This is a genomic window from Opitutaceae bacterium TAV5 (assembly GCA_000242935.3).
Taxonomy (GTDB): domain Bacteria; phylum Verrucomicrobiota; class Verrucomicrobiia; order Opitutales; family Opitutaceae; genus Geminisphaera.
Genome location: CP007053.1, coordinates 1,833,061 through 1,851,137, shown reverse-complemented (window position 1 = coordinate 1,851,137; position 18,077 = coordinate 1,833,061). Strand labels below are relative to the sequence as shown.

The 18,077-nt window shown below is 65.6% G+C and carries 19 protein-coding genes; 2 read left to right on the top strand and 17 right to left on the bottom strand.

Going from position 1 to position 18,077, the window contains the following annotated elements:
* Positions 1–104: 104 nt before the first annotated feature.
* Both OPIT5_08405 and OPIT5_08400 read left to right on the top strand, forming a co-directional pair.
* Positions 105–464, top strand: a complete 360-nt coding sequence (locus OPIT5_08405) for a hypothetical protein (GenBank protein ID AHF90217.1) — start codon at positions 105–107, stop codon at positions 462–464.
* A 235-nt stretch (positions 465–699) separates the two neighbouring features.
* Positions 700–891 carry a twitching motility protein PilT gene (locus tag OPIT5_08400; GenBank protein ID AHF90216.1) on the top strand — a complete coding sequence of 64 codons (192 nt, stop codon included), beginning with the start codon at positions 700–702 and terminating at the stop codon, positions 889–891.
* A 57-nt stretch (positions 892–948) separates the two neighbouring features.
* Here OPIT5_08400 and OPIT5_08395 read toward each other — a convergent pair whose 3' ends face one another.
* The 17 genes from OPIT5_08395 to OPIT5_08315 all read right to left on the bottom strand — a co-directional run bounded on the left by OPIT5_08395 (position 949) and on the right by OPIT5_08315 (position 18,076).
* Complete coding sequence (locus OPIT5_08395) at positions 949–2,253, bottom strand: FAD binding protein (GenBank protein ID AHF90215.1); 1,305 nt, start codon at positions 2,251–2,253, stop codon at positions 949–951.
* Positions 2,254–2,582: 329 nt separating this feature from the next.
* Entirely contained in the window at positions 2,583–5,423 is a 2,841-nt protein-coding gene (locus tag OPIT5_08390) for a hypothetical protein (GenBank protein AHF94223.1), read from the bottom strand.
* Entirely contained in the window at positions 5,420–5,926 is a 507-nt protein-coding gene (locus tag OPIT5_08385; protein ID AHF90214.1) for a hypothetical protein, read from the bottom strand. The genes OPIT5_08390 and OPIT5_08385 overlap by 4 nt, the downstream gene beginning before the upstream one ends.
* Positions 5,927–5,939: 13 nt before the next feature.
* On the bottom strand, positions 5,940–7,754 hold the full coding sequence (locus OPIT5_08380) for a hypothetical protein (GenBank protein ID AHF94222.1): 1,815 nt from the start codon (positions 7,752–7,754) through the stop codon (positions 5,940–5,942).
* 10 nt (positions 7,755–7,764) lie between these two features.
* Positions 7,765–10,314: a hypothetical protein gene (locus tag OPIT5_08375; protein ID AHF94221.1), complete on the bottom strand. Its 2,550-nt coding sequence runs from the start codon at positions 10,312–10,314 to the stop codon at positions 7,765–7,767.
* A 5-nt stretch (positions 10,315–10,319) separates the two neighbouring features.
* Positions 10,320–10,565: a hypothetical protein gene (locus OPIT5_08370; GenBank protein AHF94220.1), complete on the bottom strand. Its 246-nt coding sequence runs from the start codon at positions 10,563–10,565 to the stop codon at positions 10,320–10,322.
* Positions 10,562–11,068 (bottom strand): hypothetical protein, encoded by a 507-nt coding sequence (locus tag OPIT5_08365; protein AHF94219.1) that lies wholly within the window; start codon positions 11,066–11,068, stop codon positions 10,562–10,564. The genes OPIT5_08370 and OPIT5_08365 overlap by 4 nt, the downstream gene beginning before the upstream one ends.
* 31 nt (positions 11,069–11,099) lie before the next feature.
* Entirely contained in the window at positions 11,100–11,621 is a 522-nt protein-coding gene (locus tag OPIT5_08360) for a hypothetical protein (GenBank protein ID AHF90213.1), read from the bottom strand.
* A 100-nt stretch (positions 11,622–11,721) separates the two neighbouring features.
* The gene (locus OPIT5_08355) at positions 11,722–12,507 is read right to left on the bottom strand and encodes a hypothetical protein (protein ID AHF90212.1); all 786 of its coding nucleotides are present in this window, start codon (positions 12,505–12,507) and stop codon (positions 11,722–11,724) included.
* 52 nt (positions 12,508–12,559) lie between these two features.
* Positions 12,560–13,477: a hypothetical protein gene (locus tag OPIT5_08350; protein ID AHF90211.1), complete on the bottom strand. Its 918-nt coding sequence runs from the start codon at positions 13,475–13,477 to the stop codon at positions 12,560–12,562.
* 7 nt (positions 13,478–13,484) lie between these two features.
* The gene (locus OPIT5_08345; protein ID AHF94218.1) at positions 13,485–13,889 is read right to left on the bottom strand and encodes a hypothetical protein; all 405 of its coding nucleotides are present in this window, start codon (positions 13,887–13,889) and stop codon (positions 13,485–13,487) included.
* 51 nt (positions 13,890–13,940) lie between these two features.
* Complete coding sequence (locus OPIT5_08340) at positions 13,941–14,489, bottom strand: hypothetical protein (protein ID AHF94217.1); 549 nt, start codon at positions 14,487–14,489, stop codon at positions 13,941–13,943.
* 41 nt (positions 14,490–14,530) lie between these two features.
* On the bottom strand, positions 14,531–15,112 hold the full coding sequence (locus OPIT5_08335) for a hypothetical protein (GenBank protein ID AHF94216.1): 582 nt from the start codon (positions 15,110–15,112) through the stop codon (positions 14,531–14,533).
* A 2-nt stretch (positions 15,113–15,114) separates the two neighbouring features.
* A complete protein-coding gene (locus OPIT5_08330; GenBank protein AHF94215.1) occupies positions 15,115–15,816 on the bottom strand; it encodes a hypothetical protein in 702 nt (233 codons plus the stop codon).
* Positions 15,813–16,634 (bottom strand): hypothetical protein, encoded by an 822-nt coding sequence (locus OPIT5_08325; GenBank protein AHF90210.1) that lies wholly within the window; start codon positions 16,632–16,634, stop codon positions 15,813–15,815. Before OPIT5_08325 ends, OPIT5_08330 begins: the two co-directional genes overlap by 4 nt.
* A 39-nt stretch (positions 16,635–16,673) precedes the next feature.
* Positions 16,674–17,405, bottom strand: a complete 732-nt coding sequence (locus tag OPIT5_08320; GenBank protein ID AHF90209.1) for a DNA methyltransferase — start codon at positions 17,403–17,405, stop codon at positions 16,674–16,676.
* 239 nt (positions 17,406–17,644) lie between these two features.
* Positions 17,645–18,076 (bottom strand): hypothetical protein, encoded by a 432-nt coding sequence (locus OPIT5_08315; protein AHF94214.1) that lies wholly within the window; start codon positions 18,074–18,076, stop codon positions 17,645–17,647.
* Position 18,077 lies beyond the last annotated feature (1 nt).

The following is an 18,077-nucleotide window of genomic DNA, read 5'->3' as shown; positions in this document are numbered from 1 at the left end:
AATATCACAATATATTTAATGAAAACAGGTTGGGCGTTGACCCATACTTTATTCTTGCGATATGGGTCAAGGCCCATACCGTGAGCGACAATTCCACTCCACCAATGAAAATGACCGTTGAAATACCCGAAGATGTGCTCGCCGAAGTCATGCTGCTCACTGGCAGGCAAACGAAACGCGAAGCGGTGGAATTCGCCCTGCGTGAAGCCGCGCGCCGCGCCAGGCAGCGCCGCCTTTTCAGCGAAGGGCTCGGCCTCACGCCCGAACAGATCGAAGCCGAGGCCGCTCCCAAACCCTCCGATTTGCTCGACGCTCCCGACATCGATCGCGATGCGGTGCGGCGTTTCTCGGAAAACTCCGAAAAACGCCGTCTGCGGCAGGAGCGCCTGAGGCAAGGCGGCGGCATGTTGAACGAGGATCCGGGCGATTCTGGCACGCCTCCCTCCCCGGGAACTTCCACGTAAGCGGCTTCCTCGCACACGCACACGCCTTGATCCCATGAGCAACCTCGTTCTGGTCGATAGCAGCTTCTTCATCGCACGACTCGGCGAGCGGGTGGACCCGCTCGCCGAACTGCAACGTTTCGAGATCGAATACGAATTCGCCATCAACGGCATCGTGTGGGCCGAAGTGCTGCGCGGGCGCACCGATCCGCATGTGCGCGACCGCTTCGATGCGGCTTTTTGCACGATGCTGTTCCTGGGTCTCACTCCCGCCGCCCAGCGCCGCGCCGCCCGGCTCGCCTGGGAAATGGACCGGCGCGGCGACGTCATCCCTCTCCCCGACATCGTCATCGGCGCCACGGCGCTCGAACACGGCGCGGCGGTGCTGACCTTTGACCGCCATTACCAAAAAATCCCCGGCCTGACCGCGCTGTCTGATCTGGAGTAACGCCCCGGGAAAACCGGATACATGCCGGGGGACGGGGGGGGAGGGGAGCCGAGCCGATCAGGGCAGCGGATGCCTGTTGCGCAGGGCGGCGAGGCGGGCGAGGAAGGCGGGGATATCAATGAACGGCGGATCGATGCGGGTTTCCAGCGCAAGCGCGGCAGCCAGGCCGGCTGCCTCTCCGGTGGCGATGGCGTCGCCCGTCACCCGGTAGCTGGAGTGGGCGATGTGATCGCCCGAAATGCAGCGGCCGGCCATCATCAGGTTGTCGATGTCGCGCGGCAGCAGGCAGCGATACGGAATGTCGTAAGGCTGCATCGGCAGATGATAGAGATTTTTTCCCTCCTCCGGATCGGGATGGTGAATGTCCACGTTGAAGCGCACATGGCAGATGCCGTCGTCGAAGCGACGTCCGGCCTGGAGGTCGTCATGCGTGAGGTAATACCGGCCGAGGATGCGGCGCGCCTCGCGCACGCCGAGGAAAGGTCCGGTGTCGATCAGGTAAATGTCCTTCCAGTCGTCGCCGCCCTGCGTCTTGAGGATGTGGACGAGCTGGCGGATTTCGCGGCGGCCTTGAAGCTCGGCGCGGGTGAGATTGCGCACGTCGATGCCGCTGCCCCACAGGTGCGTGGCCATGAGCATGAAGACACCGGGCTGGTCGGGCTGGGGAAAGAGCGTTACGCCCTCGTAACTGATGGGGAAGCCCGCCTTGCGGGCGATGTCGAGCATCGGGTGATGGCGGGCGGCGCCCGTGCCGCGATAGCCGCCGATGCGTCCGTAGAGCGTCATGGGCTGCGTCTTTCCATCGCCGGGGCGGCCGTGCTCGAAGGGACAGCCGGCGCGGGCGCACACGTCGCCGTCGCCTGTCGTGTCGATCACGGTACGGGCGCGGACGAACTCGCGGCCGGACTTGCTTTCGGTGAACACGCCGGTCACGCGCGAGCCTTCGCGGGCGACGGCAGTCACCTGCGTGCAGAGTTGCACGCCGATCCCGGTTTCCTCCGCCATCTCGTCGAGCAGACCCTTCATGGCCTCGATGCCGTAAACGGTCCACTCGGGCCACTGCTTGCAGTAAGTGGCGGCGTCGCGCGCTTCGAGACGCTGGCGGAGTTCGCGGTTGAGGCCGGGTTTTTTCTCGGTGTCGATCAGAATGGTCAGCGCGCCGGCGGTCCATACGCCGCCGAGGAAGGGGTGGCGTTCGAGGAGGAGGACGCGCGCGCCGGCGCGTGCCGCGGTGAAGGCGGCGGCGATGCCGGCCGGGCCGCCGCCGCAAACGAGGATGTCGGTCTCGCGCGCCACGGGAATGTCGCGCGCGGGTTCATGAATCGTGGATCGGGTCATGGCGTGGTTGAGATTTTGTAACAATCTGTTCTTCGTCATGACTTGCCTGTTCCTCATAAACGAGCTGACAAATGCACCTTTTTATGGAGGATTGTAACAATGCGTGCTTCTGACGTAACCGGACGCTTTCGGACGCTGATCGATGGGGTGTTGCGCAAAGGGTATCCGGCGAAGGTGCATCTTGCGAAAGGGGAGGCTGTAAATCCGCGTCGATTTTGGAAAAATTCAGCAATGGTTTGAGAAAATAACCTTAAAACCGCGTTTTCCGGCCATCGTTTCCCCGCCCCCTTGCCCCTTCCTCGCCGGCCGTGAAAGGCCCTTGCAGGCGCTGCGCAGGCCGCCTGCACGCGGTGCTAGCTCCCTGGCATGTCTTGGACCAACAGAGAGCGAGCCCTGGCATAAAACGCACCGGTCGGACTTTCGCCCCGGATGACGAGCACATACTGCGTCAGGTCCGCCGGGGGATCATAGAGCATCGTCCCGGAGAAGGTATGCTCCTCCGTATAGGTCCGCCGCAGCCTGACCTTCCCTAGGTCCATCGACGACGATTCCCCCGGCGGCCAGCCACCCGCGCGGGCGACCGCCAGTTCAAGAACCACCCGCACCTCGCTCTCCGCGTTGATGAACAGCCCCAACGTCACACACCAACTAATCAGATGCCTCCGACCATGCGACTGCACCGGCAACACGGTCAGGTGCAGATTACCCGCTCCGTTGAGCGTCAAAGTCTCCGGCTCCAGTATCTGCGCCGCGATCGTCGGGACTTGCTTCTCGGGCTCTTCCGGCACCACCGCCGCCCCCACGACCACCACGCCGCTTGTCGCCTTGGTCGTCGCGCCCGCAGCGTTGACGGCGCGTATCTCGGCACGGTAGCGGCCGGGAGCCATCATCACGGCCATCGTCGCCACGGGGCAGACACTCTTTTGCGCGCCGGAGCACACCACCATCGAGAGCGTCTGCTCGCCGGCCGGCGCATCGCCCTCGCCGAGCCGCATCCAGACCGCCGCGACGGTCGCCAGGTTGCCGCTCGGGGCCGTCGCCTCGCCCGACACAGTGAGCATGTCGCCCACCGCCGCCGCCGCCGGCACCGGCTCCAGCGTCACCGCCACCGGCGCGGCGGCCGTGGCGGGTTTGAAATGGTAAACGAACACGGGAGCCTGCGAGAGCTCCAGCACATCGCTGGCCGTGCGCGGCTGGAGTTTGAAGCGCCGGTCCGTGTCCGGCGTCCATTGCTTGTGCGAGAGCGGCGTCACGTCATCGGCATAGACCAGCCATGCCACCTTGCCCGCCGCGTGCGCCTCGGCGGCGCTGTCCAGGCGGGCGCGCAGACAGCCGGGCAAAGTCCAGTTGAGTCCGGCCGCGTTGATCGCGCCCACGCTCATGACCTCCTCGCCGATGATGAGCAGGAGCGTGTCATTGGCCTGCGCGGCGGCGCTCTGTTCCGTGATGCGGTCCTGGTCGATGTTGTCGGGATCGATCGCGATCTGCACCGCCGCGTCCGTGTCATCGCCGGGCAGGGCGGCAGAGAGCGTGGCGCGGACAGCCCATCCCCGTTGCGACTCGCCGAGCGGATCATAGCTCGCGCCCGTGGCGCTGTCCCACACGTCGAAGGCGATCACGTCCAGCCCCGTCATGGCCGGCATGTCCTCGTAATACGACCGCGGCCGCATGGCGAGAAACGCCACGGCGATGCCGGACAGGGAACCTTCCGCGTTGGCGAGCAACCCCTCGGGCAGTTCATAGACGCGGGCCTTTGTAATCGGATACGGGATACGATCGCCGGGTTGCGGGCGGGGCTCCACCTTGGCGGGCGGGAGGGCGGCGAACAGCCCGTGTTCGGCCTCGAAGTCGATCGAGGCGGGACCGCGCCACGGGTCCGACCGGCCCGTGATGCGCACGATGCGATCGATGGCGAAGGGCGAGTAAACGAAGCGCACGATGTCGCCCGGCTTCAGCGGATCGCCGTTGCCGGCCGTGGCGCGGCGCAAATCGACGCTGCCGGTAAATGTGCCTTCGGAGGCGACCGCCGCCGCCCGCGCCGCATAGCTGGCGGCCTGCGCCCCGTCGATGATGCCCGGCATGTCCACGCGCCGCGGCTCGTGCGCACGCCGCGCCTGCACGCTGTCCGCCGCGCTGGCGTTGGCGACCCGCGTCTTCAGCCTGTCGTCACTGTCCCGATACGAGACCTGGACTTCGTTCACTGCCCGCGACGGCGCGGTCGATGTCGTGGACGGCTTGCTCTCGTAGTCGTGCTCGGTGAGTTCCGCGGCCAGGCCCGGAACCTGCCCGTCGTGCGGGAACATGCCGGGGCGCAACACGCCGTTATCGATCCGGATGTAGCCGTCAAAATAAGAGAGGTAATCCTTGACCGCATCGCGGACCTTGCGCGTCCGGTCGATGAATGGCGAGTGCAGGCCGGCCTTTTGCGCGACGGCCGCCGACAGCGCCTCCCACTCGGCCGCGACGAAGTGCCTGGCGGGGAGCCCCGCGCCGAAGACACCGTCGGTCAGCAGTTCCAGGATGGCGGCGACGATGGATTCGCCCTGTTTCGCGGCCTTGTCGCGGGTGGCCTGGTCGGATGCCGCGATCATGGGGGGGAAGTTGCCGACTGCCGGGCGCGGGGCCCGGTGCAGCCGGATGCGCGTGTTGGGGACGGTGGTCGAGTCCAGCCCGAAGTAGTACCGCTTCACTACGACCAGCGCTTGCCGGCGGTAGGCCGGATGCGCCAGCGCCGGGTCCTTCGCGCCCAGCGAGGCGAGCACGATGTCGTCCACCGGCTGGTCAGGACGCCCCCAGTAAACGTAAAAGGTGCCGATATCGGTCGCGATCGCGGCGCGCCAGTAGTTGCGATGCCCCGGCACGTCGCTGCGCGCCTCGTCTCCCTCCCATATCACCTTGTCGCCACTCTCGATCATCGTCACGCGGTCGATGAGGCCGAGGCAGGCGATGCCCGCCACGTCCCCGTAATAGTTGATGCCCACCGTCACCTTCTTTTTGGAGACCTTCTTGCGTTCCTTGACCGTGACCAGGTTGTAAACCTCCGGCACTACCCAGGTGAGCGGGAAGATTCCCTCGCCGCTGCACCACGGCACGGGCACGGCCTGCTCGTTGCTGGACAGGTTGCTGTTGTCCAGCCCCCCGATCTTGGGCGCTGCGCTCGCCGTGTTGTTGCCGCCGCCGAAGAGGAAGCTCATTGCCCGCCCCCCGCGTCGATCACGGTATCCGGCTCGAAGATACGCAGCACGTAAAGGATGCGCTCCTGAAACTTGCGGTCGCTGGCTCCGTGGATGAGGACGCCCCGGCCGGCCACGGCATGGACGATCTGCCCGTCGCGCAGCGCGATCGCCAGGTGGTGGTCGACGCGGCCGCTGCGCAGCCCGTAGAGGTCGCCCGGCAGGATGCGCCCTTGCGGCGGGATCATCGCCACGCGGCCCGCCAGTTGCGGGCAGTCGAGTATCCAGCGCAGCAGCATGGTCGAGGTGCTGTGGTGCGCGTGGTCCAGCGAGTAGTCGGGCGGCAGGGTGGCGCGCTCCATCGCGCCCGCGCCGGCCATGAGCTCGTGCGCCAGGTGCACGCAGTCCACGCCGCCTTGCGGGCCTCGGGTGGCAGAGTGGGCGACGAAGGGCGTCCCCGCCCAGGCATCGGCGGCGGCTTCGAGCGCATCCTGCCGTTCTTTTTTCTGGAACCACGGTGTCATGATATTCGGGATACTATTTTTTTCCGCCCTCGCTGCTGGTGGAGCGCTGGGGCACGGACAGGTTTTTGTAGCTCATGTGGGGATGTCCGAAAAAATTGGGGTAGTTGCCGTAGGCCTTGCAGGCTTCCGGCGTGCCCGGACAGGTGGGGGCCAGCGAGCACGCGGCCCCGTTGACGGCGGCGCGCAGGGCGCGCTTGAGCGTGAGCCTCTGGCGGTTGCCGCTCACCGGCGCGCTCCGCACGATCATCCGGAGCTGGAGGGACGCGCCCTCCCCCGTCCTGATCCAGCCGCCCGCGAAAAAATCCGCCGCCAGGGCCTTGCCGGTCGGGTTGTTCGTTACGGTGACGGTGAGCTCGGCGGCGGCGGCGTTGTAGCTGTAGAGAGTGGCGGTCACGGTCCAGTTGGCGAGGGCGAGGCTGCAAGCGGCGTCGCAAAACTCGTTCGCGCACATCGGCGCAAACGCCGGCGACGGCGCTTTCAGGTCCAGCCGCCCGCCAAAAATGCTCGTGCTGGCCGTCATCTTGCGGCCCTGCTGCCTCACGTCCTCGATCTCGCCGGCATAGATGAGGCGGGCGGTGTCGGGCGCGTCGGGCGTGCCGGTGCGGATTTCCACCAGGAGCGGCACGTCTATCTCCCGCCCGATGACGAGCAGGAAGGGGTGGCCCTCGCCCGGGGCCGCCGTGATTTTTACCGGGTCGTCATCCAGCATGTGACCCTGCGAGACCTGGTTATGCTCGATCTTCGACGGATAGTAGGCGACGGCCTGCTGTCCTGTCGTCTCCACTACGTGGAGCGGGCGCGCAAAATCCGTGTAGCGCCATTCCACGGGCGCGCCGGGCGCATCCAGCGTGAAGCGGTAAAAATACGCCACCGCCGGCTGCGCCGCGGGGGCGTCCTGCGCCACCCCGGGCATCTCCCAGGGCAGTTGCCAGAAGCCGAGGGTGAGCTTGACGATGTGGCCGGCCAGCGCGCCCGTCTCGATCTTGTCGGAGGCGAGGCGCACGGTGGCGTTGTGCGGCGTCTCCGGCGTGTTCGGGCCGGGGCGAAACCACCACGGCATGGAGAACGACGAGAGCCGCCCGCGCACGGCCAGAAAAAACGCCAGGAACTCGCGGATTTGCTCGCGGGTGTGCAGCAGGAAATCCGCCTCCTGCCCCCACCGCGGGGCGCGCTCCTGCCCGTCCACGGCCTGTTCGCGCCCCGCGCCGATCGAGGAAAAGGAAAGCCCGTCCTCGCTCCGGTCGATGACCCGCGTCCACGCCGGGGCGATCGCCGCGGGCCAGGCCGCCGTGGAGGCCTCCTGCGCGTTGATCCGCACGCGCAGCGCCTCCGGGGAATCCTCGCGTATCGTGATTTCGGCTACGCTGCCGGCCTCGTAGCCGATCGCGTCGATCTCGGGCCGCTGCGCGATGCGCCCGACCAGCAGCGGGGCGCAGGGGGTGAGCGGGGGGAGCCCGGCGACGGCCCCGGCCGGGATCACGGCTCCGGTATCCAGGCGGATGACGTTGGCCGTGTCGTGGATGCGGTCGGCCCAGTCGCGGGTGGGCAGGTTGTCCTGCCAGAGCGGCACGCCGACGAGGCCGTCGCCGATCGTGGCCAGGCAGGCCCGCAAGGCCGCCGCATCGTCCTTGCCGGGCAGATACGAGAGCACCTGCTCCAGGCGCATCTCTTCCCAGCGCGGCCGGCGCGTTTCCCTGCCCGTCTCCCCCGTCTCGATGTCCGTCGTGAAGGCATACCGCATGCGCAGCGATTCGGCTTCGGCCACATTGGGCACGATGGGCAGGAGCGTGACCTGACGGTCGGCAAGGAGGAGGGTGGGAAAAGGCATGACGGAAAAATCAGGAGTTGATGCCGAAGGCCCCGGGATCGCCGGTGATGATGTCCTGGACAACGCTCTTGAAGTCCGGGTCGTCGCGCAGCCGCTCGGCGAGGCGGCGCTCGTCCACGACGATCGTGCGGGAGGGTTTTTGCGGGCGGTTGCTGGCGGCCATTTGCCGGGCGATCGCCGCCAGGCCGCCGGCCTCGCCGCCGGCCACGGCGACATTTCCCGCCAGCGCGGAGGGCTGGTCGCCGGCCGGCAGTGACAAGCCTTCCAGCGCGTCCACGCTCGGCAGGATCGTGCCGCTCTGGTTCGGGACAAACACCTCGGGGCGTTTTTCGCCGACGACGTAGGCGCGGCCCGCCGTCACCGGCCCGCCCTGTTCGCGCATGCCGGAGAAGACCGCCAGCACGGCCAGCAAGGCCGCCAGGCCGAGCGCCGCCGCCACGCCGAAACTGCCCACCGAGGCGAGGCCGGCGTTGGTGGCGAGGAGCGGCGTCTTCGCGCCTTCCGTGGCGACCGTTTCCGCCGCGTCCTTTTTGCGGAACAGCGACATGATGCCGCTGATGGACAAAATGCCGCCCTCGATCACCGCCTGCTGCACCAGCCACTGCACGCCCATCTGCACGATGGTCTGGATGAGCGATTTCGCAAAAATATCGCCGAGGTTGATCAGGGCGTCGCCAAAGGAGGACGTGCCTTCCAGCCAGCCCCATATGCCGTCAGAGATTTCGGATACGGCCGAGCCGAGCGTGCCGCGCATCGTGTCCGCAAGCTGTTCGCCGCGGGAGCCGAGGCCTTCCGCCCACTCCATCATGCCCGTGCCCAGGCCGTCGCCGGTCTCCACGTAGTTTTTGTTGACGAGCGGGTCTTCCGTGCCGAGCGCCCGCTCGCCGAGCCCGCGCTGGCGCGTATCGTAAGCGGCATTACCTTTCTGCGCGGCAAGCTGGTTTCGGAGCGTATTGATTTCGGCCGTCAGCGCATCGACTGTTTTGTCACGCGCTGCCTGCGCCCCATCTACATTTTCCAGCGGTTTGTTTCTGGTATGCAGGAGGATTTCCGCCCGCAATTCCAACTCCCGCTCCAATGACTTGATGAGCGCCGCCCGCTTTTCCTCGGCAGTCAAGTCCGGCGCGGATTCGATTTCCTTTCGTTGCGCGATCACTCGCGCAAGATCGACCTCCGCGTCGCGCTGTTTTTCCAGGCGGGAGAAATCTGCCGCCGCATCCTGAAGGGCTTTTTGCTGGTTCCTCGCCGCGGCGGCCTGCGCTTCGAGTTGAGCGATGGCGAGGGCTCGCACCTGTGGCGGCTTTCCGTCGTCCGGAGCCGCTTTCGTCAATTCGATCAGGCGATCGCGCAGGGCGATTTCTTCTTGCAGCGATTTGAGAAGGGCCGGCCGTTTTTGTTCCGGGCTCTGGTTGGGGTCATTCTGGAGCGTCGCACGATCCAGCAACACCTTGTTGATCTCCGTCTCGGCAGAGAGGGTGTCCTCGATTTGCTTCGCCTTTTCCGCGGCGGATTCGGCATCGCGCTTGCGTTGTGCCTCGGCGGCGGCTTCGGCGTCCTTGCGCTGTTGCTCGCGGGCGGTCGCATCCTTCCATGCCTGGAGGCGCGCTTCTTCCGGCGCGTTCCAGGCGAGCCGGGTATTTGTCAGCGACTGGTCGAGCGAGCCGGGCGTCGTAAACCCCTTCCAGAGTTCGCTCGCAGCGGCCATCGTTTTCCCGATAAACTCGGCATCGTTGCGGGCGCTGGCCACGACCCATTGCCAGGCCTTGCCCGCGCCGCTGACGATGTCTTTCGCGCCCGAAGGGTCGCTGTCGCCCATGACATCGCCGATAGCCTCGCCGACCGCGATCGTCGCCTGCTGCTTGAGCTTTTCGATCGCCTTCTGCGCCTTGTCCAGGCGGGCGATTGTATCGTCGCTCATGATACGCCCGGCGTCTCCGATCTGCCCGGCGAGGTTGTCGTAGCCCTCGCCGCCAAGCTGCTTGAGCATGTTGAGCAGCACGGGCAGTTGCCGCGTGCCGACCAGATGACCGGCCGCGCCAAAGGCTTTTGTCTGGTCGGAGGCGTTGAGCACGGCCTTGCCGATGGCCTCGAACCGACGCTCCACTGTCAGCCCTTCCAGTTCCGAGGCGCTCAGCCCGAGTTCGCGGTAGGCTTGCGCGGCGTTGCCCGCGCCGGTCCGCGCCTCGATCAGGCTGCGGTTGTTCGTGGCAACCATTTCCACCAGCTTCGCCTGGTCACCGCCCACATCGCGGATCACTTCGCCGAGCACCTGGTAGGCTTCGGTGGAGAGGCCCAGCGCTTCGGACTGATCCTTGACCTGCCCGGCCATCTGGAAGGAGCCGGCGACGAATTGCCGGAGGGAGCCGGTGAGCAGGTCCATGCCGCGGCGGGCCACGTCGATCGCCAGGCCTTGCTTGAAGAGCGCGGCCAGCCCCTGCGCTTCATCCTTCGCGTTCTTCGTCTGGTCGCGCAGGTTGCCCATCGACCGGACGGTCTTGTCGAGTTCTTCGAGCCGGGATTTTACGTCCAGGAGGATGGAGACTGTGTCTTGTTCGGGCATTCAGGTTACGCCGACGGGCGGCGCTTGGGTGTTTTGGTTTTGGATACGCTCCAGCGGCGGGCGGGCTTGTCGTCGCCGGTGGCGGCGAGGCCGTTGCAGCGGGCGAGCAGCTTTTTTTCGCGCTTCGTGTAGTTGCCCTTCACGCCGCTGCTGTTGTCGAGCGCGGCCGGGATCGCCACGATGAGGTTTTGCAGGTTGGCGAGCGCGGCGCGGGCCTCGGCGCGGTCGGTCTCGCGCTGGAGGAGGATCAACTGGCCGAGGTTCCAGGTGTCGAGGATGACATCCCAGGGCTGGCCTGTAACCCGGATCGCGCCAGTGACGAGAGCAGCAAGTCCGCCATGCGCTGCACCAGCGGCATCAGTTGTTCGTCCGCCCTCAGGATCAGCGGCGTCTGGAACTGTTTGGCGGCGATCTGCCTCTCGGCCCACTTCGCCGCCCTCGTAAAATTTAGCCGCTTCGCGGCCTCGTAAAGCTCTTCGTGGCTTTCGTCCGTGAGGTTGTCGGCCCAGCCGGGCGGCACGGGCTGCCATCCGGGGAAGGGCCGGTTTTGGCCCTCCGCGTCGTCGGTGTCGGGCACCTGGCAGACGAACTCCAGGAGCGCGGTCTCGTCGGTGCAGAGCTTGAGGACGGCCGGCATGTAGCGGACGGGCATGGCGCGCACGCGGGCCGTCACCTGGTTGCCGTCGATGAAGCGGGCGGTGATTTCCTCGCCGCCGAAGATGAGGTGGAGGGGCTTGGCTTTGGCAATAGTCATGTGAAAAGGGAGTGTTGTAGTGTGTTTTCGGTTACGACCGGAGGGACCGGTAAAAGCCGATCCAGTCGGCCTCGGTGGTCAGCGGGGACGCCGAGAGTTGCCGCCAGCGGACCCAGGCGGGCGTGCCGCTGGCATACGTGGGCAACTCCGTGATGTCGGCGGCGCGGGCGATGCGCAGCCAGGACTCAAGCGATTTCAGCGGGTCGCCGAGCACGGGAGGGCAAAGGACGACCAGCCCGGTGGACGTGAGCACGGTCTGGCGCGACAGGGCGACCGTCAACGCCGTGCGCATCTGGTCGAATTGCAGCGCCGTGAAGCCGGGAGGCAGGGGCAGGTCCTGCAATGCCGGCGCAATGGCCGGGCCGAGCGCGGGCGGCAGCACGTAGGGAGGCGGCGGCGTCCAGGGGACATCGAGGTCATCTTCCGCGTAGGAGAGGACAGCCGGGTCCGGTCCGAGAATATCGTCAAACTCGTCGGCACGAAGCGCGGCGGAGACAAGCAAGGCAGCGACGACCAGGACGGCGACGCCGAGGATGTGTGTCAAGGTGTTCATGCGGTGTATCGGGTTTTGTCTCACACGGAGGCGCGGGGGCGCGGACCGCGGCGCTGGCCGGGATCATCCCGCGCCTGCGCGCCTCCGTGTGAGGTGATTATCAGCCGCGGGCGATGATCTCGGCGAAGCGGGCGGAGAGCTCGCGCAGCTGGTCAATGCGGGCCTTGGTGGCGGGCGTCTGGTTGGACACCGTACCGATGCCGGCCTGTTCTTCTTCCAGGAGTTTCAGGGCCGCGGCGCGGTCGGTCGCCCAGGTGGCACGAACGCGCTTGTTGAACCAGGCATCGTAGCCTTTGTGAACCAGCCCGAGACCGAGGCAGCGCTTGTAATAGTCCGGAACAATTTCGTCCAGGAGGCCGAGGTCACGGGCGCGCTTGCCGACAGCGGAGGCAATGCCGCTGCTCGGCGAACCGGCCAGAGCGCGGAGTTCGTCGGCGGAGGCATAGTACTGGTGGTAGAAATACGCCTGGCTGCCATTGCTGATCGTGAGGAGTTTTGCCGCCAGGGCACGGTCCCCGGCATCGTCGGCGAACACCCTGGCGACTACGCCGTCAACGGTGTTTTTGTCGGAGAGGTGGCGCTTGATGAGCCAGGTGGCCGCCCCCGGGTTATCCAGGACGATCTCGTCAATGCTGTCGTTGATGAGGGCGGCAACTGCCTCCGCATGGAGGGCGTTATATTCCGCGATTGCGGCCTTGCGCTGCGCGGTGAGCGTGACGACGGCAGCGCTATCTTTTACGGCCTTGGCGGCGGCGATCTTGGTATTCCAGTCAGTGCTGATGACGCTGGCTCCGGTCTGGAGGGAGACGGCATCGCTGGTGGGCGAGGCGACGGCGAGGCCCGCGCCGAAAGCGAGAGCCGAGAGGATGAGGATGGATTTTCTCATGATGATTTACGGTTGGTGTTTGGTGTGAAATCCCGACGTATCGGGAAAGGTGTCACGGGGTAGGCGAGACGGTGCTCCAGGTGGGGACGATGGGATACCAGACCTGTTCGTAATCCGTGGCGGTGATGCGCTGATACGACCAGATGAGGCCGGCGTTGGTCGGCCTGATCGTGGCATCGACCGGCACGACGACGACGACGGCGGGAATGACCGCGCCGCTATTGGAGCGCATCGCCCAAATGCTTTGGTCCGTGCTCTGCTTGCGCCAGCGCCGCTTGTCCGTCCAGCCCGTGTCAGTAAAGTAAACGGTCGGGACGGGACCGGTCTGGCTTGTGATGATCGTCCGCGACGGGTCGGGCGAGTGATAATACAGATACAGGTCGGTAAACGGCGCGTGTTCGCCAAAATTCGAAAGGCTCGCTTTTAGTTCGAAGTCGAAAAATCCGGGACCGATCGGGATGATGAAAATGGCGTACTGCGGCCGGTCATCGATGGCGGCGCGGGTCGAGGCCGGCGTCATGGCCCGGTTGGTGACTGTGCCGGCCGTCGCCTCGGCGGTCGAGGCAGCGGGGACTGTGATGGTCCGGTTTGCCGTCAGGTTGCCGCCGCCGGTGGCGAGACCGCTCGCGCTAATCGTGCGAGATGTCGGCACATAGCCGGACAGGTCCGAGAGGAAGGCCAGCGTGCCGGATTCGGCGCGCATCATCACGACGGGAGGAGCGGACGGCGGCACAGTCGGCATTGCCTGCTCTGAGGACAGGAAAACGCCGCCCTCGAAACGGATGGCATTTTCCGCGCCCACGATCAGGCCGCCGGAGGCGATCGTGAGCGTGCGCCCGGGGCCGAACGTGAGGTCTTCGCGGATTTCATCCGTGTTCGGATTTTTGGTCACCGGGCCGCTCTGGCCGAAGACAGAGACCGGAGGCCAAAGAGCCAGGAGGCCGGAGAGGATGAGTAGTGATTTTTTCATGACGTGATCAGATCATCACAAAGACGACGGGGTTTTCGTCCGCGTCGAAGTTGGCGGGATGGACGATGCCGGGATGGGCTTCCTCGTCCGTGCCGGAGCGCACGCGGTAGCTTTTGAGTTCGTCATTGACGACGCCTTGCAGGACGGTGCCGGCATCGGCAATGGTCGCCTGGATGGTGGAGAGGGAGCCGATGCCGGAGAGGCCGACGAAGGCGGGCTTGAAGGTGGAGGACATGAGCGGGATGGCGGGCGGTTCGGTGGGTTGCCCGCCGATGGGAAGGGCGGGCTGGTTGGTGGGCGGGCCGAAAGGCGAAGCGGCGATCGGCTGCGCGGGCTGGTCGGTGGGCGGGCCGAAGGGCGATGCGCCAATCGGCAGCGCCGGTTCTTCGGTGAAATCGTCGGTGAAAATCATCGGGTGTATTGGTTTTCCGGTTACTGGCCTCCGGACGCCGGAGGCCGGTTTTTATTCCAGTTTTCCCGTGTTGAGCGGGGAATAGAGCACGTCGGCCTCCACATCCACGTCCACGGGGTTTTCCCCGAAGGCCACATCACCGGGGATGTTCATGGCGACAAACACGTCCAGGACATTGATGCGCTGGTTGCGCTGGTTGTATTGCTCCAGCTTCATCCAGGTGCGGACGATGGCCTCGCCGGAGAGCGGGTTGTACTGGCCTCCCTCCTCCGGGCTGGCCGGCAGGGTCTGTGTGCTGAGGAGCATCTGCCAGACGATGTTGCTCAACTCCATGAGCTTCCCCTTGAACTTGATGCCGGTCTTCGTGGTGATCTTGTCGTAGAGTACGCGCATGCCGGGGGCCGGGGCGTTGAAATCGACGGTTGTGCCGGTGTTGGTGATGGTCCAGTCGGCCACGCCGGTATCGAACCAGGCGGCGGGATCGTCGGGGCCGGGCTTCCGGATGCGGGATGCCTGGCCGCCGGGCGCGGGGAGCGTGAAGGGCGTGCCGACCGGCACGATATAACTATGGGCTCCGATGATGGTGCGTTCTGTCTGCATAGGTGTATTGGTTTATGTGTTACGGATGACGGGTGAGACTGTCAGTGGATGGGGCTCGGGGCGACGTAGGGACGGGGGGAAGGGGCGGACCAAGGCACGGTGGGGGTGAGGATGGCGGAGCCGGCCGGGGACTCGTAATTGATGACATAGCACTCGCGGCCGGGGCTGTCTTTCACGTCGTCGGCCGGCACGTCGATCGGGCGCATGGCCGTGGGCACGATGCAGACGTAAGGCATGCCGAGTTGCGGCGTCTCCAGGAAGTGTTCGACCACGCGGTCGGCCATGCGGAGGATGCCGATGTTTTCCGGCCCGCCGAAGGTGGCGTCGTGGCCTTTCTCCGCCCAGTCGCGGTCGGCGATGAGCAAGTCGAACGTAATATCTTTTTCGCTACGGATCGTCCGACCTTCCTTGATGTTCTCGTAATTCTCGCCGCCGGGCACGATCAGGCACACGCGCTGGTCAAGGATGAGCAGGTTTTTCAGCGCCTCCTTGAGCTTTTTGTTGATGTGCATGTCGATCGTCTCGAACAGCGGGGCGCTCTCGGGATCGGCGGGATCGATGCGCAGCGTGGCAAGGGAAGCCTTGACGGCCTGCATGATGTCGAGTGTGGCGATGTAGGGCATGGTTACGGGTTGTCTGGTGTGGCTTTGGCGGCGCGCTCGGCGCGGATTTCGGCGACGCGGCGCAGGGCGGCCTGCACGGCGGTTTCGGTGACCATCGGGCCGGGCGGCAGGATGGAAGGATCGGGCCGGTGGCGGGTCTGGCGCACCAGCCAGAACATGACTTCGCCGTCGCGCAGTTCCTTCGCCTTGACCGTCGTCTTGATGGAGCCGTCCTTTTGCTTGCGGCGGACAAACCGGATGGCGGTCGATGCGCGGCGGACGAGGGCCGGGCGGAGCGCGCCGTTTTTGTCCATGACGATGGAAAATTTCAGGTCATTGAACTCGCGGGCGCGCAGGCCGTGCGCTTCCGGCTGGTCTTCGTCGGGGAGCGTCAGGTATTTTTTTCCGGGCCGGGGCTTGACGACGCCGCCGGGCAGGCCGCCCGAGCCGAACCGGCGCAGGCGTATCCCCGTTTGTGTGGCAGAGATGGCCGCGCCGAAATCCGTCTTGTTGACGGTGACGCTGCGCGCCGCCTGCTGGTAGTAAGGCACGCGGCCGTGCCGGTGCCGCTCGTTGTTGAGGTCGAAGAGCCACTGGCGGGTAAGGTTGCCGACGCCGCGGCCCATGACCATCGACAGGTTGTTGGCGCGGATGTCGTCGCCGAGGGCGGCGAGCAGGGGCGACACTTCGTCGCGGTCAAAGGCGATCGCCATGCCGGTACTCATGCTGCCGCCTCCTTTCCGGAAAAATGCAGGACGCTGACCGCATCGAACGAGGCGAGGCCGCTGTCCTCGATCGCCTCGTGCAGCCATTGTTCGCGGACGGCCGGCTTGGCCTTGAGGTCTTGCGCGAAGCCGTTGCGCAGCGGCGTTACCGGCGTATCGATTTTCATGAGACCGAGGGCGATGGCTTCCGTGCGGTCGCTGTCGCGCAGGTCCATGTTGGAGTGGATGGCGAAGGGTGCCCAGCGGTTGCCGAGGCCATCGGGAAACAGTTCGGGGTTGCCGAGGTTTTCCCACACGGGGTCGGTCTTGAGCGCGATCATGCGGCCGCCCTTCGCGGGCGGGCCGCCGGCCTTGATCCAGCGGGCGCCCCAGTCGCGCTCGGCCTCCGGCCCGCCCTTGGGCGTGGCGCTCCGGAAGAGCTCCTGCGCCGGGTAGGCCTCCAATACTTCGGGCTCCATGCCCTGTTCGTGCCAGCCCGCGCCGCGGGCCATGTTGACTTGCGTCTCGATGATCGTCTGGCGGCGGATGATGCTGGTGAGGTCCAGCATGGTGCCCTGCTTGCCTTCCGGGGCCTTGTAGCCTTCGGCTTCGAGGCTCTGTTTGACGGCGAGCATTTCGGTGGCGATGTCGCTCTCGCCGCGCAGGATCGCGTCCACGCCGGCCCCGATCTGCTGGAGTGTGTTGATGCTGGTGAGCGTGGCCGACCAGAGCGCATGCTGCTTGATGCCGCTGTCGAACTGGCGCATGTCGGCCGTCCGGCCCGTGGTGGGCAGGAGCGAGCGGACGGCGAGAGCGTCGATCGCTTCATCAAAGGTCATGGGCTCGTGTATCAGCATGATGGATACTATTTTGGCGTTTCAGCTTTTCGAGAGGTGCCGGGCGATCCACTCGGCGACATGCGGGCAGACGGCGTTTCCGGCACCGAAAATTTCCGCAAGGTTGGCCGCATCCAGTCCCTGGCAAAGCCCTGCGTCATCAGACATTCGCCCCCGCTCAACCATCGAATGCCATCCGTTTTCCTCAGCGACGAGAAGCTGGCCGCCCAGAGTAATACGGGCCGGCGTGTTGCAGGCCTGTAGAGTATACCCAGGCCATGCATCCGCGAGCCGTGAGCCTTCGACCGGCGCAATCGCGCTAGGTACTGCCTCCACTGGTGCGGCATCAGCCAGCAACTCGATTGAGGGGTAGCGTCCAAGACCTGCGACCAGGAAGATGCGACGACGGCGCGAGGCGCTTCCGAAATATTGAGCGTCAAGCACGCGCCAGAATCCCACATACCCGCACTCGGCAAGGTTCCGGATGACTTCCTGAATGTCTGCGCAATCGTTGGAATGGAGCAGCGCAGCGACGTTTTCCAGGACCACCCAAGCGGGTTGAATTTCCCGGAGGATACGAACCACTTCGAAGAAGAGCCCGGAGCGTTTACCGGCAAGGCCGACAGCGGATTTGTCTTTCCGGTTATAACCGCAAGTGGAGATGTCCTGGCAGGGGAAGCCGGCCGTGATGCAATCGACCTTGCAAAGTTCCTGCGCGCCGACTGCACGCACATCCTCAAAGCGGGCGGCATGGGGAAATCGGTGAGCAAGCACAGCCCGGTTGAGCGGGTTGATTTCGACCTGCCAGGCCGTGCGCCAGCCGGCGCGCTCGAAGCCGAGATCGAAGCCGCCGATGCCCGCGAAGAGCGAGCCGATTGTGAGACTTTTATCTTGACTGTCATGTTTTTGCGGATACGATTGGCTCGTGGCTCGTGGCTCGTGGCTCGTGGCTCGTGGCTCGTGGCTCGTGGCTCGTGGCTCGTGGCTCGTGGTTTTGCGTTTGGCATCAGGCATCAAAGAGGAATTTTTTCGTCGGAGCCCCAGAATCCGGGGGCGCTTTCGGGCTGCACATCGGGCTCGACGGGATCGTCGGGCATGGAGACGAGGAGCTTTTTATCGCGCAGGCCGATGAGGGTGCTGTAGGCGCGGGCGACTGCCTCGCTTTGGTCTTTGGTCAGATCGATACCGAGGCGGCCCAGCATGGGCGCGATGATCAGATAGCAGGTGTCGATCTTGAGTTCGGGAGGGATGGCCAGCGGCGTGGCTGACACGCGGTTGGCCGTGTTGCTGGCGATGTAGGAGCGCACCTTGTTGACTACGTCCACCGCCACCGGCCCGAACGGGTCTGCCTGCCCCGCGGCAAGGGCCTTGGTGCGCAAGGCCTCCATTTGCTTGGCGAGCAGGTAGTCGTTCAGGTCGGCGGCGGTGAGCGTGATCCACTGCATG

Excerpts from the sequence above, each read along its gene's own strand:
- OPIT5_08315 (AHF94214.1), bottom strand. The coding sequence starts at position 18,076 with ATGCAGTGGATCACGCTCACCGCCGCCGACCTGAACGACTACCTGCTC.
- OPIT5_08380 (AHF94222.1), bottom strand. The coding sequence starts at position 7,754 with ATGCCTTTTCCCACCCTCCTCCTTGCCGACCGTCAGGTCACGCTCCTG.
- OPIT5_08325 (AHF90210.1), bottom strand. The coding sequence starts at position 16,634 with ATGACCTTTGATGAAGCGATCGACGCTCTCGCCGTCCGCTCGCTCCTG.
- OPIT5_08330 (AHF94215.1), bottom strand. The coding sequence starts at position 15,816 with ATGAGTACCGGCATGGCGATCGCCTTTGACCGCGACGAAGTGTCGCCC.
- OPIT5_08375 (AHF94221.1), bottom strand. The coding sequence starts at position 10,314 with ATGCCCGAACAAGACACAGTCTCCATCCTCCTGGACGTAAAATCCCGG.
- OPIT5_08345 (AHF94218.1), bottom strand. The coding sequence starts at position 13,889 with ATGATTTTCACCGACGATTTCACCGAAGAACCGGCGCTGCCGATTGGC.
- OPIT5_08340 (AHF94217.1), bottom strand. The coding sequence starts at position 14,489 with ATGCAGACAGAACGCACCATCATCGGAGCCCATAGTTATATCGTGCCG.
- OPIT5_08385 (AHF90214.1), bottom strand. The coding sequence starts at position 5,926 with ATGACACCGTGGTTCCAGAAAAAAGAACGGCAGGATGCGCTCGAAGCC.
- OPIT5_08365 (AHF94219.1), bottom strand. The coding sequence starts at position 11,068 with ATGACTATTGCCAAAGCCAAGCCCCTCCACCTCATCTTCGGCGGCGAG.
- OPIT5_08350 (AHF90211.1), bottom strand. The coding sequence starts at position 13,477 with ATGAAAAAATCACTACTCATCCTCTCCGGCCTCCTGGCTCTTTGGCCT.
- OPIT5_08335 (AHF94216.1), bottom strand. The coding sequence starts at position 15,112 with ATGCCCTACATCGCCACACTCGACATCATGCAGGCCGTCAAGGCTTCC.
- OPIT5_08355 (AHF90212.1), bottom strand. The coding sequence starts at position 12,507 with ATGAGAAAATCCATCCTCATCCTCTCGGCTCTCGCTTTCGGCGCGGGC.
- OPIT5_08390 (AHF94223.1), bottom strand. The coding sequence starts at position 5,423 with ATGAGCTTCCTCTTCGGCGGCGGCAACAACACGGCGAGCGCAGCGCCC.
- OPIT5_08405 (AHF90217.1), top strand. The coding sequence starts at position 105 with ATGAAAATGACCGTTGAAATACCCGAAGATGTGCTCGCCGAAGTCATG.
- OPIT5_08360 (AHF90213.1), bottom strand. The coding sequence starts at position 11,621 with ATGAACACCTTGACACACATCCTCGGCGTCGCCGTCCTGGTCGTCGCT.